We start from the raw sequence: 15130 nt of genomic DNA on the forward strand, positions 1-15130 counted from the left end.
ATGTCTGCCTTTCTCTGGGTTACAGAACCTTGCGGCTGTAGTTGAAGACCTGACCGGTGGGTCCGTTCGACGGGAACTCGGCGATGGCGACGATCCACTCCGCCACGGTGCGCGACGACTTGAGCCAGTCCGTTCCGAATCCCGCGTTGATGGCGCGGATGATCTGGTCGTTCATCTCGCCGTCCAGCCCGGCCATCGTCATGGCGGTGGCCACGGGGCCGGGGCGTACTTCGTTCGACACGACACCGTCGTCGGCGAACTCGACCGAGCACGCTCGCATCAGGGTGGTCATCGCGGCCTTGCTGGCCGCGTACGCCCAGCGTTCGGGCCGGTAGCCGTTGGCCAGACTCGCCCCGACGAACGTCAGGGAGCCGCCGCCGGCCTGCTTGAGCAGCGGAGCCGTCGCCTGTACGAGGTTCAGCGCCGTGCGTACGTTCGTCTCGTAGGTGTCCGCCGCCACCTGCCACTCGACCTTGACGAGGTCGACCGGATCCGGTGAGAGGCCGGCGTTGAGCACCACCGCCCCGACCCCCTCGGCGAGGGCGGCGCCCGTCGAGGCGAGAGCGGCGCGCACTGCCTCGCCGTCCCGCACATCGGCGACGAGGTCGACATATCCGCTCTCCTCGGCGAGGGCGGGGTTGCCACGCCGGGACAGCCCGACGACGGTGTACCGCCTGCGCAGGAACTCCGTCGCCACGGCCGCGCCGATCCCGGACGAGGTGCCGGAGACCACCGCCACCCGGGAGGCGTCCTGCCCCATCAGGCGGCCTGGAAGACGGTCGTGTCGATGGCCTTCAGGGTGCGCATCGACTCGATGGTGATGACGCCCGGGTCCAGCTTCCGGCCGTGCAGGCGCTCGATCTCGATGACCATCTGGACGAACTGGAGACTTGTCACCGCGCCCGACTGGATGAGGTCGGTGTCTTCCTGGATGTCGAGCGGCTTCTCGTGGAGGCCGTCGAGCCACTTGCGCAGCGAGGTTATCTTGCTTTCCACTGTGCCCTCTTCCTCTTACTTTGTCCTGAACTCCACAGAGAAGTCGGTGGGGTGGGAGAACGACTGGCTCTCCATGCCGAGGCGGTCCCGGGTGACGACCACGTCCGAGCAGCGCCGGACGATCTCCTCGATGAGCAGCGAGAACTCGGTTTTGGCGAGCATGGCCCCCGGGCAGGCGTGCGCTCCGACGGCGAACGGGATCGAGCCCTTGCGGCTCCTGCCGGTCTCGAACCGGTCGGGGTGGTCGAAGACCCGCGGGTCACGGTTGGCTCCGGCGACCGAGGCCAGTACCGCCGAGTGCCGCGGCACCCGCACGCCCTGAACGGTCAGGTCCTCGGCGGCGAACCGGACGATCGTCTGGACGGGCGGGTACAGCCTGAGGGTCTCTTCGATGTAGTCGTCCCGGACCGCCTCGTCGCGAAGCTCGTCCAGGTCGAAGACGCCGCGTCCCATGCAGTACACGAGCGAGGTGATGAACGCGCTGCTGGTCTCCGTACCGGCCAGGAAGAACAGCAGCGCCGTGGAGCGCACTTCGCTGTCGGTCAGCGAGATCCCCTTGCGGTCCCGGGTCCGCTCGATCGTCTCCAGCAGGGACCGCGCGCCGGCGGTCCTGGCGGGCCGCTGTTCCTCGATCAGCCGCAGCAGCTCGCTGACGTTGGCGTGGGTCTCGTCGGTTTCCTCGGTGGGATAGTCCAGAAGCCGAGCCAGCGGACGGGTCAGGCGGTGGAACCGACTCTCCAGCGAGGTGTCGACACCGAGGATCGTGCACACGATGCCGTACGGCACCCGATGCGCGAAGGAGTTGTAGAAGTCGTCGGTCTCGATGCCCGCGATGCTGTCGACCAGGCTGTGGATCAGCCCCGGCATCAGCGCCTGTTTGTACTCGGCGATGCGGCCGGCGGACAGGATCGGCGCCAACAGGGCACGGAAGGCCCGGTGACTGGGTCCGTCGGCGTCGAGCACGTTGGGGCCGAAGGCGCGCGCGCTGGCCTTGAGCGGATGGTCGGCCACCATCGCGGGATGGGCGAGAGCCTCCTGCACCGCCGCGTTGCCGGTCACCGCGAACAGTCCCTCGTCCAGCCGGTGCACGTCCGCCTGCGCCCTGAGACGCCGGTACCAGTAGGGCCGTGCGAGCAGGCTCGCCGGAGACTCCGCGGTCGCTACGAAGGGCATGTCGCATGCCCCCCGACGCCCAGACCGGCGATGCCGGCCAGCAGTCGCATCGCCGCGAGCCATTCGGCCTCGGTCAGGCCCAGAGACCCGGGTTCCGTGTAGAACGCGGTGAGCGATCCGGTCTCTCCACCAGGTACATCTAATTTGCAGTAGAAAACTGTCCGGCCGCGAATTTCTCCGTTGGAGGCGGTAGGGGCGGGAGGTACGGCCTCCGGTCCGGCGACGCCGACCAGTCCGTCGGTGCCCAGGGAAAAGCCGCCGAAGGTGATGGCTGTTTCCGGTGTGAAGTTTCGCCGGACGAGCTCGAAGACGAGCCTGAGACGTTCTTTGGGATCGTGCTGGGTCGCATACCTCTCAAGGAGAGCGTTCGCCGCTTCCAGCACTCGTTCTATTCGGCGTTTGCCTTGGATTGATTCTAGGGCGAGGGAGAATTTTTCTTCGGTGTTCTGTGTACTCAAGTGTCGAGTCCTTGCCTGTTGCACGGGGTCTGGCACTTGTGGAGCAGAAATTCGTGCGGGCATTCAGGAGGTGTAGCCGAAGCGCGCCGACAGTTCCCGCTTGTTGATTTTCGTGTTCTCCAGGAGCGGCATCGAGGAGACGAAGTGCACCTTGGAGGGCACCATGTAGGCCGGAAGCCGCTCCCTGAGGTGTCCCTGCATTTCCTGTTCGGTCATGGCCTTGTAGGGCTGCTCGGCGAACAGGATGATGCGGGGTGTTCCGGTGCGATCGGGGATCGGCATGACGACCGATCGCGTACTGCCCAGGGTTCGGGCGGCCGACTCGATCTCCGCCGGTTCGATTCGATGGCCGGCGATTTTGATCTGGGCGTCCTTGCGGCCCACGAAATGCAGGACGCCGCATTCGTCCAGCCGGCCCTGGTCACCGGTGAGATAGACCGGGATCCGCTTCCCGTCGGCCGTGACGTGCTGGAACACGGCGGCGGTCTGGGCGGGGGCGTTCAGATAGCCGAGAGCGAGTCCTGTCCCGCCGATGGCGACCTCGCCCGTCTCACCCGGCCGGACGGGGATGCCGTCGCGGACGATGTACATCTGCGTGCCGGGCACGGGAAGGCCGGCCGGGATGCCGGTCGCCGCCGCGGTGTCGTCCTCGGTGATGCGATGGACCGTGGCGAACACACAGGACTCGACGGGCCCGTAGCCGTTGTACAGCTCGATGCCGGGGTGGGCGTCGAAAAGTTTCCGGCAGTTCGCCGGAGACGGTTTGTCCCCGCCCAGGAGTACGGCCCGCAGACCGCCCAGGCACTCGATGTCGCCGCCCGCGATCACGTCGAAGAGCGAGGGCGTGAGGAAGAGATGGGTGGCGCCCAGGTCGTGGACGTAGGAGCGGATCGCGGGTGGCAGCAGCAGGTCGTCCTCGTGCACGACCACGGTGCCGCGGCTGAGCAGGGTGCCCCACAGCTCCAGAGTGAAGGCGTCCCAGGCGACGGCCGCCGCGTGGATCATCACCGGGTGCTCGCCGAAGTCCATGAAGCCCTTCGGGGCGAACAGTCTTGTGGTGGCTCGGTGCGGGGACAGCACCCCCTTGGGGCTGCCGGTGCTCCCCGACGTCCAGAACAGGGTTGCGCAGGCGTCCGGCGGTACGTCCGGCAGGCCGGCCGGCGCCTCAGCTGCCGGGTCCGTCCGCAGCAGGTCGTCGAAGGTGGTGTGGCCGGTCCCTGCCTGGTCGAGCCGGGTGGAACCCGCGGCATCCGCCAGGACGACGGGGGAGCGCATGGTGCCCAGCAGTTCGGCGATGCGGGGGGCCGGCCAGCGCACGTCCAGGACGCCGTAGGCGCCGCCGGCCATCAGGACGCCGAGAAGGACTGCGGCCAGGTCCGGTGATCTGCGGGCCAGAACGGGAACGATACTGCCGGGCCGTACACCGTGCCCGATCAGCCGGTGAGCGATTCGGCGGGACCTGGCCGCCAGCTCCGCATAGGTCACCGCCTCCCCGGCGGTGACGATGGCATTGCGGTCCGGAAATTCCCGGGCGACGCGCTCGAATGCCTCGTGAATGGTTGACTCGAATTCTGCCCTGTCGTACATGGTGCTACGCACGATTGATCCCCCATCGGCGCGGTCGCTGACAAGCGGCGAGTCTTTCGGAGGATGTCAGTCGAATTTCATCGAGGAGGGGAGGATCGAGCCGGGTGCGAGGTCGAGCCGCGGGGGAGCGGAGAACTCCATGAGAACGGCGCCTTCCTTTCCCACGAAGGTCGCCGTGTGGCGCTGACGCGAGGGGATGTAGGCCACGTCACCGGCGTTGAGTTCGTATTCGGTGCCCTCGCAGACGAAGCGGATGGACCCCTCCGTGACCACGACCCACTGCTCGTTCTCGTGCCAGTGCGGAGGCATGTTCAGTTCTCCGGACTGATCGGCCACCACCTTGAGGCAGGACATCTCCTGGCCGAATGCGAAGCGACGCGACAGCGCGATCCCTTCGGCCTTCAGTTCCTCGTGGTCGTCCCAGTTTATCTTCATCGGATTTCTCCTGGTTGACATACATGGAGCACGGACAAGGACCTTTTGGGTCCATGGGGTTCGTTGCTTTGGTGGAACGCTTTGCGACCCAGACCAGACGGTACGTAACCGCGAAGTTACTTTCAATGGGCATCTCACATTCCGGATAGCTGGCCGAGGACGCAGAGAGTATTCCCTGTTGCAAAGTGGCTGAGATGTCTATTGCGCGCTGCCGGTCTTCGCCGCCTCGACGGACTCCGGGGACGGCGCGTCGGGCCGGTCCAGGACTCGGTCGGGCAGGCGCATCGCCAGGGCGACAGGGACGGCGAAGACGAAGAGCAGTGCGTAGAAGGTCGCGCGCAGACCGCGGGAATCGGCCAACCAGCCGAAGGCGGGAGAACACAGGCCGCCCGCCGCCATGGCCAGCCCCAGCGTCAGTCCGCTGGCCGTGCCGGGGCGGTGGGGCAGGTAGTCCTGTGCCAGCGTCACCTGGGCGGCGAAGGGCAGGAACATGGCGGCGCCGAACAGCGCGGCACTGGCGACCAGCACCCAGAACGCCGGGGCCCACGCGATGCCGAGCAGGGCCGGAAGCGCCGTCAGGTACCCGACGCGCAGCGAGGTCATCCGGCCGTACCGGTCACCGACCAGGCCGCCCAGCAGGGTGCCGACGGCGCCGGCCGCGGTGTAGACGGTGAGCGCGGCGGCGCCGGCCCCGGCGGATTGCCCCAGATCGCGCTGTGCGTGCAGGGACACCAGGGAGGTGACGGTGACGAAGGGGATGGACCAGCCGACGATGACGACCACCAGGCGGCCGAAGGCGCGCCAGTCGTCAGCCTGTGCCGTGCCGGCCCCGGACTTCGTCGCCGATGCGGCGGTCGCCGGCGAAGCCGTCTCCGCGTAACCCCGCCGGCGCATCCACGGCCCCTTGAGCCCCCACAGGATCGCCATGATCACGGCGGGGACGGCCAGCAGATAGCTCGCGTCGAATCCCGCCGACCCGATCACCAGGGTGACCAGCGACGGCGCGACGGCGCCGCCGACCGTCCCGCCGACGGAGAAGACACTCATCGCCTTCTGTGAGGAGCCGCCGGCGGCACGGGCCTGGCTGGTCGCGGGCGGGTGGTAGGCCGCGATGCCGATCCCGGCCACCGCGACGCACAGCCAGGTGAGCGCGTAGTTGCCGGCCAGTCCGGCCGCGACCACGCCCAGGGCGGCCGTGACGAACCCGGCAGGCACCAGCCAGCTCTGCGGCCTGCGGTCGGAGAGCACGCCGAACAGCGGCTGGAACAGGCTGGAGACGCCGCTCGCCGCGAACGCCAGGCCGGAGACCGCGGCATAGCTGTAGTGACGCTCGGACATCAGGAACGGCAGCATCGCGGGGATCGCGCCCTGATACAGGTCGTTGACCGCGTGCGTGCCGGTCAGAAAGCCGAGTTGCCCTTTTTTCATTGAAAAGTCTGTCCTGTTCGCCATGGGGTAAAGATCTATAATCATCAGGTTCTCAGGTCCTCAGGTCCTCTGAGGTGTTACCTTACCGAGTGCCGCGAGGCGCGAAAACCCCGCCCCGTCAAAGGTGTTGGCCTCGGAGTTCGTCCTGCCGGATGAGGCATTCACACACGAAGGAGCTTCAGATGAGCGCACAGACAGCTGTCCGGGTGTCGGAAGGACTCGTCGCACTGGAGGAGGAGCCGACCCGGCTCGCCGAGACGCTGGACGGCCTCTGCACCCGGTGGGCCAGGGCCTCGGGCGCCGCCGCCCTGACCGTGCCCGCGCTGCTGCCGGTCGCCGACCTCGCCGCGCTCGACGTCTACCGGAACTTCCCCCAGCTCGCCCTCGTCTCCTCACCCCTGGACGTTGCCGCGGCCGGCACCGGTCAGATCGAACAGCAGGCCTCCGCCGGGGAGTTCGGTCCCGGGGCGCTGCGCGGGGCGGGCCTCGCCCTCCCCTCCAGCGCCTGCTACGGCGTGTACCTCCACCACCGCGACCGACAGGTGTCCCCGGACGGAGAGCTGGTGACCGTGGTCGCGCAGTGCTTCCGCAACGAGGACCACTTCGACGGGCTCCGCCGCCTCAAGGCGTTCCGGATGCGCGAGGTCGTGGCGCTGGGAAGCCCGGACCAGGTCACGGACCACCTCGATCGCTCGGCGCGCTTCCTGGACGCCCTGGCCGGCGAGATCGGCCTGCCGCTGGAACGCCGGGCGGCCTCCGACCCCTTCTTCGACCAGTCCGGCGAGCGTGCCACGTTCCAGCAGCTGCTTCCGGTCAAGTACGAGTACGTCTACAAGGGCTTGGCGATCGCCTCGGTCAACACCCACTTCCTCTTCTTCGGTGAGCGGTGCGCCATCTCGCTGCCGACCGGCGAACCGGCGTCCACCAGCTGTGTCGGCTTCGGAGTCGAGCGCTGGCTGCACGCGCTGGCGGACCACTTCGGCGGCGACTGGGACCTGGCGCAGGACGCCGTGGAGAAGGCCGCCAAGTCGCTGGCCTGAGGGACGGTGGTCGCGGCGGCGCGCGCCGGTGGGTGCGGTGGTGCGCGCGGTGGGCGCGCACCACCGCACCCCGCCGCCTCAGCCGGCGGGCGGCCTGGGCGCGCGGCGGGCAGTTACGCTCCAGCGTCCGTCGGTGCGGGTGAGCCGGATGGGATGGTCGAAGCACTTGCTGACCTGGTCGCTGGTGAGGACCTCCTCGACGGGCCCGGAGGCCAGCGGGCGCCCGTCGCGCAGCAGCAGCACATGGGTCGTCCCCGGGGGAAGCTCTTCCAGATGATGGGTGACCAGGACCGAGGCGAGGTCCGGATAGGTGTGCTGCAACGTGTCGAGCCGTTCGATGAGCTGCTCGCGGCCTGCGACGTCCAGACCGGTCGCGGGTTCGTCGAGCAGCAGCAGCCGTGGACTGGGCATCAGCGCCCGGGCGATCAGCGCACGGCCCCGCTCGCCCTGGGACAGGGTCGGCCACCGTGCCTCGCGGCGGTCGCCGAGGCCGAGCAGCTCGATGAGGCGGTCGGCGAGGGCGACCTGTTCGGGGGCCGGAGTCCATCGGGGGATGCGTTCGAGGGAGTTGGTGACGCCGGTCAGCACCACGTCGTGGACCTTGAGAGCCGAGCGCAGGTCGTGGCGTGGGTTCACATGTCCGACGCAGGAGCGTAGTTGGCGCATGTCGACCCGTCCCAGCCGGTGGCCCAGTACTTCGACGGCGCCGCGCGTGGGGTGGGCGAGAGCCCCGAGGAGAGCGAGCAGGGTGGTCTTGCCCGCGCCGTTGGGGCCGAGCAGCGCCCAGTGCTCGCCTGCCCGTACGGTCAGCGACACATCACTCAGGATCGCGTTGCCGTCGCGGACGACCTCCACGTCCTGCGCGTGGAGTACCGGTGCTGTGGTCACGAGGAGGCCTGTTCGCAGCGGTTGACGGCGGCCATGACGGCGTGGACCGACGCGGTCAGGACGGAGGTGTCCCAGCCCGCGCCCCAGCGGGTCACGCCGTTCACCCGGCACTCGGCGTAGGCCACGGCGGGGCTGCCGGGCCCGGTGCTGGTGGAGTGCTCGGTGTAGCCGAGGATGTCGACGGTGATGCCCACGGTGCGCAGGGCGTCGGCGAGGGCGGACAGCGGTCCGTTGCCGGTGCCGTGGCAGGAGTGCTCCTGCCCACCGGTGCGCAGGGTGCAGGTGAACCGGTGTTCGCCGGGGGCGGGTTCCGTGGCGTTCCAGGAGGCCAGGGCGAGGGTGCCGTCCAGGGCCGGGGCGATGTAGGTGGTGCGGAAGAGCTCCCACAGCTCCTTGTGGCTCAGCTCCTGGCCGGTGGAGTCGGTGACGTGCTGCACCGCGCGGGAGAAGTCCGGGCGCATCGACTGGGGCAGGTCCAGCCCGTGGTGGGTGTGCAGGAGGTGGGCGATGCCTCCCTTGCCGGACTGGGAGTTGATGCGGATGACCTCCTCGTAGGTGCGGCCGATGTCACCCGGGTCGATGGGCAGGTACGGCACCGCCCATGGCGCCTCCTCGGCGGCGAGGCCCTGCTCGGCGGCCTGCTTGGCGTGATGGGCCAGGCCCTTGGCGATGGCGTCCTGGTGGGTGCCGGAGAAGGCGGTGTGCACGAGGTCGCCGCCGTAGGGGTGGCGGGGGTGGACCGGCAGCCGGTTGCAGTGCTCCACCACCTCGCGCACCGCGTCGATGTCGGAGAAGTCGACCATCGGGTTCACGCCTTGCGCGTACAGATTGAGGGCCAGCGTCACCAGGTCGACGTTCCCGGTGCGCTCGCCGTTGCCGAACAGACAGCCCTCGACGCGCTGTGCCCCCGCCAGCACGGCGAGTTCGGCGCAGGCGACGCCGGTGCCGCGGTCGTTGTGCGGGTGGACGGAGAGGATCACCGAGTCGCGGCGCGCCAGGTGACGGTCCATGTACTCGATCTGGTCCGCGTACACGTTGGGCGTGGCGATCTCCACGGTCGCGGGCAGGTTGTGGATCACCGGCCGGTCGGGGCTCGCCTCCCACAGCTCGGTCACGCTGTTGCACACGTCCAGGACGAAGTCCGGCTCCGTGAGGTTGAAGACCTCCGGGGAGAACTCGAACCGGATGTCGGCGCCCGGCCGCTGTTCGGCCTTGCGCAGCAGGTAGCCGGCCGCGTCCAGGATCAGCCGGTGGACCTCGGCACGGGAGCGGGACAGGACCACGTTCCGCCAGGTGGGCGCGGTCGCGGTGTAGAGGTGCACGAGGGTGCGGGGGAGGCCTTCGACGGAGGCGATGGTCCGGTCGATCAGGTCTTCGCGGGCCGCGGTGAACACGGAGACGGTCACGTCGTCGGGGACGGTGCCGCTGTCGGCCAGGTGCCGTACGAAGTCGAAGTCGGTCTGGCTGGCGGACGGGTAGCCGACCTCGATCTCCTTGAAGCCCATGGTGACCAGGAGGTCGAACATCCGGCGCTTGCGCGCGGTGTCCATCGGCTCGGCCAGCGCCTGGTTGCCGTCGCGCAGGTCGACCGGCACCCACAGGGGGGCCCGCTCGAGCCGGCGCGAGGGCCAGGTGCGTTCTGTCAGGGGCAGGGCGACCCGCTGGTGCGCGGGCTGGTAACGGTGGTGCGGCATCGCGCTCGGACGCTGGGGGTTCCAGCGCGGCGCGTCCGCCGGGACGTCACCGGCGGGAGTGCGCAGGGTGGGAAACGCCGTGCTCTGAGAGGGAGCAGCCATGGTGTGCTGAACTTCTTTCGGTCGGCCATCGTGCGACCGGCGCAGCCCCGAACCCCGCTGCGGGGTGCCGGTCGTGTCAGGCCCCGCAGCGGCAGCCGAGGAGAAGGAGCTCGTGCAGCAGCATGCGAGGTACAGTAACGACAACTCAGCTCCTCAGACAACCCGAGAGGTGTGGAAAGGTGAACCTCACATGTCACTAGGTGCCTTGCGGCCGTCCCCCTTGGTCGAACAGGCCACGGAACACCTGCGCGAGCAGATCACCGGCGGTGAGTGGGCCGTGGGGACGAAGCTCCCCGGCGAGACCGCCCTCGCCAAGTCTCTCGGCGTGGGACGCTCCACCGTCCGCGAGGCCCTGCGCGCACTGGCCGGCGCGGGACTGGTCCAGGCGCGCCAGGGCGCCGGAGTCTTCGTCATCGCGACCAAGCCCAAGGAGGACTGGTCCACCCAGCTCCGCCAAGCGGTCATCACGGACGTCTACGAGGTGCGGATGCTCCTCGAGGTGGAGGCCGCGCAGCTGGCCGCGCAGCGCCGGACCGAGGACGACATCGCCGCCCTCCACGATGCCCTGGCCAGGCGCCGTGACGCCGCGAACGCCGGCAACGCCGAGTTCGTCGAGGCCGACATCGCCCTGCACCGGGTCATGGTCGCCGCGGCCCACAACCCGGTCCTCACCAGCCTGTTCACCGAGTTCGTGCCGGTGCTCCAGAGACGTCTGCTCGATCTCGTCGAGTTGCTCAGCCTGCGCTCCGACAATCCCAACCACGGCGACGCGGGACACGCCGTCCTGGTGAACGCCGTTGTGCAGGGAGATGCCGAGGCGGCCGGACGGGCGCTGCGGGACGAGCTCCAGCAGACCCTCGCCCTGCTCCACTCCCTCTGATCCGCGTCGTCGTCCGTCGTCCTCCCAGAGAGCGGTAGCCGTGCTCGATGCCGAACCGTGGATACGGTCCTTTCCCTCCGCCGCGTCACCCGCCACGTCCTGGACGGTCCTCTTCTTCCCGCACTCGGGTGGCTCCGCCGACTCCTACCGGGACCTGGCGGCGCGGCTGGCCGGCACCGCCCGGACGGCGTGCGTGCGCTACCCGGGGCGTGCGGAACGAGGGCGCGAGCCTCTCTTCACCGATGTGCACGTCCTCGCGGACCAGGTGGCCGAAGCGCTCGCCCCGGTCCGCGGAGACGGACCGCTGCTCCTCTTCGGCCACAGCCTGGGGGCGGCGGTGGCCTACGAGGTCGTCCGGCGCATGCCGGACCAGCGGCGGCTCGTCCTGGTGGCGTCCGGGCATCCCGCCCCTTCGCGCATCAGGCTGCCCGTCCTGGACGACCCCGTCGGCGACGGCTCCGGCGACCCGGACGGGCCGCTGGCCGAACTGATCGGATCGCTGGGAGGCGCGGACGCCGGGCTGCTGGAGCACCCGGTGCTGCGCCGGATATTCCTGCCGGTCATCCGCGGTGACCTCATGGCGCACAGCCGCTACCGAGCGGCGCCCGGCTCGGCCGTCGACTGTCCGGTCGTCGCGCTGACGGGAACCACGGACCCCCTCACCGACCCGCCCGGCGTCCGGGCGTGGGAGCGGCACACCACCTCGACCCTGCGCGTGCACGAGCTGCCCGGGGGGCACTTCTTCACCAACGAGCGTGCCGAGGACGTGGCGGACATCCTCCGCGGTGTCATGACGAACGAGTGGGCGCTCGACGCGCGTCCATGACCCGGCGGACGGCACAAGCCTTACGACCTCAGCCGGTCCGTGCCGGTGCTCAGGCGCCGGGCTCAACCTTCCGCCGGCCCGCGTTCGCGGGTTTCCGGCAGGCCCAGCAGACAGCCCAACGACACGAGGGCCATGAAGCTGACGTACCACCCGACCGACGCCGAGCCGAACGCGGACTGCAGGCGGGTCGCCACCAGCGGAGCGACCGCGCCGCCCGCCACACCGCCCAGGCTGTAGGCGAGACCGGCGCCGGAATACCGCAGCTCCGCCGGGAACAGCTCCGGCAGGAACGCCCCCATGGGTCCGTAGATCACGCCCATGAGCAGCAGGGCCCCACCCAGCCCGACGACGATCAACGGCAGCCGGCCGGTGTCCAGCAGCGGGAAGAGCAGCGGGCCCCACACCGCCGCCCCGATCGTGCCCGTCAGTGCCGTGCGCCGCCGGCCGAGCCGGTCGGACCGCGTCGCCGCGAGCCATGTTCCGGCGGCGAGGAAGACGACGGCCCCCATGGAGGCGAGCAGCATGCTGGTCCGGCCGACACCGAGCGTCTTCGTTCCGTACGACAGGCAGTACGTGGTGGCCGTGTAGAACAGGCCGTACGCCACGATCATCGCGCCGGAGCCGAGCAGCAGCTCCCGCGGACACCGGCGTACGACGTCGGCGAACGGGCTCCGGCTCGCCTGCCGGTCCGCCAGCACCTTCTGGAAGACCGGAGTCTCGCTGATCCGGATCCGGACGAACAGGCCCACGGCCACCAGGACGAGGGACAGCAGGAACGGCACCCGCCACGCCCACCCCCTGAACGCCTCGTCACTGACCGCGGTGGACAGCAGCAGAAAGACGCCGGTCGCCGCGAAGAAGCCGACGGACGGGCCGAGTTGGGGGTAGGCGGCGTACCGGCCCCGGCGGCCGGACGGCGCGTGCTCCACCGCCAGCAGGGCCGCACCGCCCCATTCCCCGCCGAGCCCGAGGCCCTGCAGAAAGCGCAGCAGCACCAGCAGCGCCGGCGCCCAGGCTCCCCAGGTGCCGTACGTCGGGAGGAAACCGACCGCCGCCGTCGACAGGCCCATCAGCAGCAGGGAGGTGACGAGTACGGACTTGCGGCCCACCCGGTCCCCGAAGTGGCCGAACAGGACCGAGCCGAGGGGCCGGGCCACGAAGGCCACCGCATAGGTGGAGAAGGCGGCGAGCACGCCGCTGACCGGAGAGAGGTTGGGGAAGAACGCCTCGTCGACGACGAGCGCGGCGGCGGTGCCGTAGATGTAGAAGTCGTAGAACTCGATGGCCGTGCCGATGAAGCTGGCCACCGCCACCCGCCGCCGCGATGCCGCCCCCGAGGACCCGTCGGGTACGCCGGCCCCTTCGTCCGTTTTCCGAAGCGAAGCCTCGCGTCCGGGCTGCATCAGACCCCCTCTGGTGTCGGACGGCTACGGTCGGCACGGGCCTGTCTCGATATCCGAGAAACAACCGGCTGGACGGCGGGTGGGTGGCCCGTGGCCACCCGCATGCTTCGGCCAATGGTCGCTACAGCCATTGATGGGAGCCATGACCGCGCCCTACTGTCCCTGGCAGCCGCTCCGTGTCCGCTCCGTGTTTGCCGGTGCTGTGTAGACAGAAGTGCACGGTCCAGGGACGGCCCTTCACCGCGGCATCTGGATCAGCGAGAAATGGGCGCCCTCGGGGTCGGCCACGGTCGCCACGCGGCCGTGCGCGCTGTCCTCGGCGGGTCCGAGGACCTGCCCGCCGAGGTCGGCGACGCGGGCGAGCGCCGCGTCCGTGTCGGCCACTTCGAAGTACGTCGTCCAGTGCGGCCCCAGGTCCCGCGGCAGCGCGCCGCCCACGCCGTGGATGCCGGCGACGGCGCGGCCCGCCACATGCAGGGTCAGATAGTCGAAGTCGGCGGACACCACCATCGCCTCCTCGGCGTAGCCGAACACCGTCTCGTAGAACTTGCGGACGCTCGCGGTCTCGTACGTCGCCAGTTCGTACCAGACGGGCGTGCCGGGCACACCGGTAACGGCCGTGCCGACGTGCGCCGCCGCCTGCCAGATGCCGAAGACGGCGCCGGAGGGATCGGAGCCGATCGCCAGACGGCCGTCGTCGGCAGCGTCCAGGGGGCCCACCCCGATCGTGCCGCCGCACAGCCGGACCGTTTCGGCGGTCGTGTCCACGTCGTCCGAGGCGAGATACGGCGTCCAGGCCACGGGGAGATGGCGGTCCGGGGGCAGTTGGCCGATGCCGGCCACCTCACGGCCGTCGAGCAGCGCCCGCGCGTAGGGACCGAGCTGCGGCGGACCGGGTTGGAATTCCCAACCGAACAGCTCACCGTAGAACTCCTGCGTCGTGGTCAACCCGTGCGCCATCAGACTCACCCAGCAGGGTGTGCCGGGCGCATACCGAGTGTGTGCTGCACCGGTCGGGCCGGCCGACCCACCTGCCTCGGTCATCGTCACTCTCTCCTCGGCCCCTCGTGGGGGCCGCGTCGCTTCCGCCCTCGGAGAATGCCTGATGGGGGGTTTCTCATCGGTTTACGGGCGGTTGTCGCCGTATGTCGATCGCCTGTACGGCATGTGCTCGATCCCGCACGCCTCGTGATCGAGCCTGCCCGGCCGAGCAGAGTAGCCGGACATGAGCGACGGGGCCACTCCGTGCGCGAGGATGGTGGCCATGAACGCCATCATCACCGCATCGGAACTGGCCGGCGACCTGGCGGGGGAGAATCCGCCCGTCGTCCTCGACGTCCGCTGGCAGCTCAGCGTGGCGAAGGCGGCCGGTGAGCCGTCCTTCGACGGCCGGGCCGCGTACGAGGCCGGGCATGTGCCCGGCGCGGTCTACGTCGACCTGGACCGGGAGCTCACGGGAGCGCCGGGCGGTCGCGGCCGTCATCCGCTGCCCGACCTCGCGGAGTTCGGCGCAGCGATGCGCCGTGCGGGTGTCTTCGCCGGCCGACCGGTGGTCGTGTACGACGGCGGGCAGGGCTGGGCGGCGGCACGCGCGTGGTGGCTGCTGCGCTGGACGGGGCACCCGGACGTGCGGGTCCTGGACGGCGGGTTGCCGTCGTGGCAGGGGGACCTCTCCGTCGACGTCCCCGCGCGCGTGCAGGGCGACTTCGAGCCCGAGCCGGGCGCCGACGGCCTGCTCGACGCGGACGGGGCCGCGGCGCTCGCCCGCTCCGGAGTGCTGTTCGACGCCCGCGCGGGGGAGCGGTACCGCGGTGAGGTCGAGCCGATCGACCGGGTCGGCGGACACATCCCGGGCGCCGTGTCCGCGCCCACGAACGACAACGTGGCCCCGGACGGCCGTTTCCTGAGCGCCGAGGAGCTGAAGGCCCGGTTCAAGGCGCTGGGAGCGCAGGACGGCGCCGAGGTGGGCGTGTACTGCGGCTCGGGCGTCTCGGGGGCGCACGAGGTGCTGGCGCTGGCGGTCGCCGGGATTCCGGCGGCTCTGTACGTCGGGTCGTGGTCGGAGTGGTCCGCGGACCCGGCCCGGCCGGTCGCGGTGGGCCCCGACCCCCAGTGACCGGCCGCGGGCACACGCCGGGGGAGGGTTGCTCCGAACAGGAGCGGCCCTCCCCCACGTATGTACCTCTGTGCGAACCGGCATCGGCGAAGAGACGGACGCCC

General features: G+C 70.1%; 15 protein-coding genes. 4 read left to right on the forward strand and 11 right to left on the reverse strand.

Annotated features, from left to right (window positions below; genetic code table 11):
- Positions 1–19: 19 nt before the first annotated feature.
- The 7 genes from ACZ5SK_RS27635 to ACZ5SK_RS27665 all read right to left on the reverse strand — a co-directional run bounded on the left by ACZ5SK_RS27635 (position 20) and on the right by ACZ5SK_RS27665 (position 6077).
- Entirely contained in the window at positions 20–760 is a 741-nt protein-coding gene (locus ACZ5SK_RS27635) for an SDR family NAD(P)-dependent oxidoreductase (RefSeq protein WP_334576597.1), read from the reverse strand.
- A complete protein-coding gene (locus ACZ5SK_RS27640) occupies positions 760–996 on the reverse strand; it encodes a phosphopantetheine-binding protein (RefSeq protein ID WP_334576595.1) in 237 nt (78 codons plus the stop codon). Before ACZ5SK_RS27640 ends, ACZ5SK_RS27635 begins: the two co-directional genes overlap by 1 nt.
- Before the next feature lie 15 nt (positions 997–1011).
- Positions 1012–2169: a cytochrome P450 gene (locus ACZ5SK_RS27645; RefSeq protein WP_334576593.1), complete on the reverse strand. Its 1158-nt coding sequence runs from the start codon at positions 2167–2169 to the stop codon at positions 1012–1014.
- Complete coding sequence (locus ACZ5SK_RS27650) at positions 2157–2627, reverse strand: hypothetical protein (protein WP_334576591.1); 471 nt, start codon at positions 2625–2627, stop codon at positions 2157–2159. Before ACZ5SK_RS27650 ends, ACZ5SK_RS27645 begins: the two co-directional genes overlap by 13 nt.
- A gap of 63 nt (positions 2628–2690) precedes the next feature.
- Entirely contained in the window at positions 2691–4226 is a 1536-nt protein-coding gene (locus ACZ5SK_RS27655) for an amino acid adenylation domain-containing protein (RefSeq protein WP_457494429.1), read from the reverse strand.
- Between the two features lie 54 nt (positions 4227–4280).
- Entirely contained in the window at positions 4281–4649 is a 369-nt protein-coding gene (locus ACZ5SK_RS27660) for a cupin domain-containing protein (RefSeq protein ID WP_361705623.1), read from the reverse strand.
- Between the two features lie 198 nt (positions 4650–4847).
- Positions 4848–6077, reverse strand: a complete 1230-nt coding sequence (locus tag ACZ5SK_RS27665; RefSeq protein WP_334576585.1) for an MFS transporter — start codon at positions 6075–6077, stop codon at positions 4848–4850.
- Between the two features lie 182 nt (positions 6078–6259).
- Between ACZ5SK_RS27665 and ACZ5SK_RS27670 the strand changes: the two genes are divergently transcribed.
- Positions 6260–7117, forward strand: a complete 858-nt coding sequence (locus ACZ5SK_RS27670; protein ID WP_334576583.1) for a class-II aminoacyl-tRNA synthetase family protein — start codon at positions 6260–6262, stop codon at positions 7115–7117.
- Positions 7118–7195: 78 nt separating this feature from the next.
- On the opposite strand, the gene ACZ5SK_RS27675 is transcribed toward ACZ5SK_RS27670, so the two are convergent.
- Positions 7196–8005 carry an ABC transporter ATP-binding protein gene (locus ACZ5SK_RS27675; RefSeq protein ID WP_334576581.1) on the reverse strand — a complete coding sequence of 270 codons (810 nt, stop codon included), beginning with the start codon at positions 8003–8005 and terminating at the stop codon, positions 7196–7198.
- Positions 8002–9801: a 2-isopropylmalate synthase gene (gene leuA, locus ACZ5SK_RS27680; RefSeq protein ID WP_334576579.1), complete on the reverse strand. Its 1800-nt coding sequence runs from the start codon at positions 9799–9801 to the stop codon at positions 8002–8004. The genes ACZ5SK_RS27675 and leuA overlap by 4 nt, the downstream gene beginning before the upstream one ends.
- Before the next feature lie 190 nt (positions 9802–9991).
- On the opposite strand from leuA, the gene ACZ5SK_RS27685 reads away from it, so the two are divergent.
- Together ACZ5SK_RS27685 and ACZ5SK_RS27690 are read left to right on the forward strand one after the other, a co-directional pair.
- The gene (locus ACZ5SK_RS27685; RefSeq protein WP_334576577.1) at positions 9992–10681 is read left to right on the forward strand and encodes a FadR/GntR family transcriptional regulator; all 690 of its coding nucleotides are present in this window, start codon (positions 9992–9994) and stop codon (positions 10679–10681) included.
- Positions 10682–10721: 40 nt separating this feature from the next.
- Positions 10722–11507, forward strand: coding sequence for a thioesterase II family protein (locus ACZ5SK_RS27690; protein ID WP_361705628.1), 786 nt, complete (start codon positions 10722–10724; stop codon positions 11505–11507).
- 62 nt (positions 11508–11569) lie between these two features.
- Here ACZ5SK_RS27690 and ACZ5SK_RS27695 read toward each other — a convergent pair whose 3' ends face one another.
- Both ACZ5SK_RS27695 and ACZ5SK_RS27700 read right to left on the reverse strand, forming a co-directional pair.
- Complete coding sequence (locus ACZ5SK_RS27695) at positions 11570–12814, reverse strand: MFS transporter (protein WP_334576573.1); 1245 nt, start codon at positions 12812–12814, stop codon at positions 11570–11572.
- Positions 12815–13147: 333 nt separating this feature from the next.
- Positions 13148–13954, reverse strand: coding sequence for a VOC family protein (locus ACZ5SK_RS27700; RefSeq protein WP_334576571.1), 807 nt, complete (start codon positions 13952–13954; stop codon positions 13148–13150).
- Between the two features lie 220 nt (positions 13955–14174).
- Between ACZ5SK_RS27700 and ACZ5SK_RS27705 the strand changes: the two genes are divergently transcribed.
- A complete protein-coding gene (locus ACZ5SK_RS27705) occupies positions 14175–15026 on the forward strand; it encodes a sulfurtransferase (RefSeq protein ID WP_334576569.1) in 852 nt (283 codons plus the stop codon).
- Positions 15027–15130 lie beyond the last annotated feature (104 nt).

The sequence above is a fragment of the Streptomyces sp. NPDC031474 genome (assembly GCF_055581185.1).

Bases quoted from the DNA above. Each gene is read 5' to 3' on its own strand.
- ACZ5SK_RS27635 (WP_334576597.1), bottom strand. From the start codon at position 760: ATGGGGCAGGACGCCTCCCGGGTGGCGGTGGTCTCCGGCACCTCGTCC.
- ACZ5SK_RS27660 (WP_361705623.1), bottom strand. From the start codon at position 4,649: ATGAAGATAAACTGGGACGACCACGAGGAACTGAAGGCCGAAGGGATC.
- ACZ5SK_RS27645 (WP_334576593.1), bottom strand. From the start codon at position 2,169: ATGCCCTTCGTAGCGACCGCGGAGTCTCCGGCGAGCCTGCTCGCACGG.
- ACZ5SK_RS27670 (WP_334576583.1), top strand. From the start codon at position 6,260: ATGAGCGCACAGACAGCTGTCCGGGTGTCGGAAGGACTCGTCGCACTG.
- ACZ5SK_RS27685 (WP_334576577.1), top strand. From the start codon at position 9,992: ATGTCACTAGGTGCCTTGCGGCCGTCCCCCTTGGTCGAACAGGCCACG.
- ACZ5SK_RS27665 (WP_334576585.1), bottom strand. From the start codon at position 6,077: ATGAAAAAAGGGCAACTCGGCTTTCTGACCGGCACGCACGCGGTCAAC.
- leuA (WP_334576579.1), bottom strand. From the start codon at position 9,801: ATGGCTGCTCCCTCTCAGAGCACGGCGTTTCCCACCCTGCGCACTCCC.
- ACZ5SK_RS27705 (WP_334576569.1), top strand. From the start codon at position 14,175: ATGAACGCCATCATCACCGCATCGGAACTGGCCGGCGACCTGGCGGGG.
- ACZ5SK_RS27700 (WP_334576571.1), bottom strand. From the start codon at position 13,954: ATGACCGAGGCAGGTGGGTCGGCCGGCCCGACCGGTGCAGCACACACT.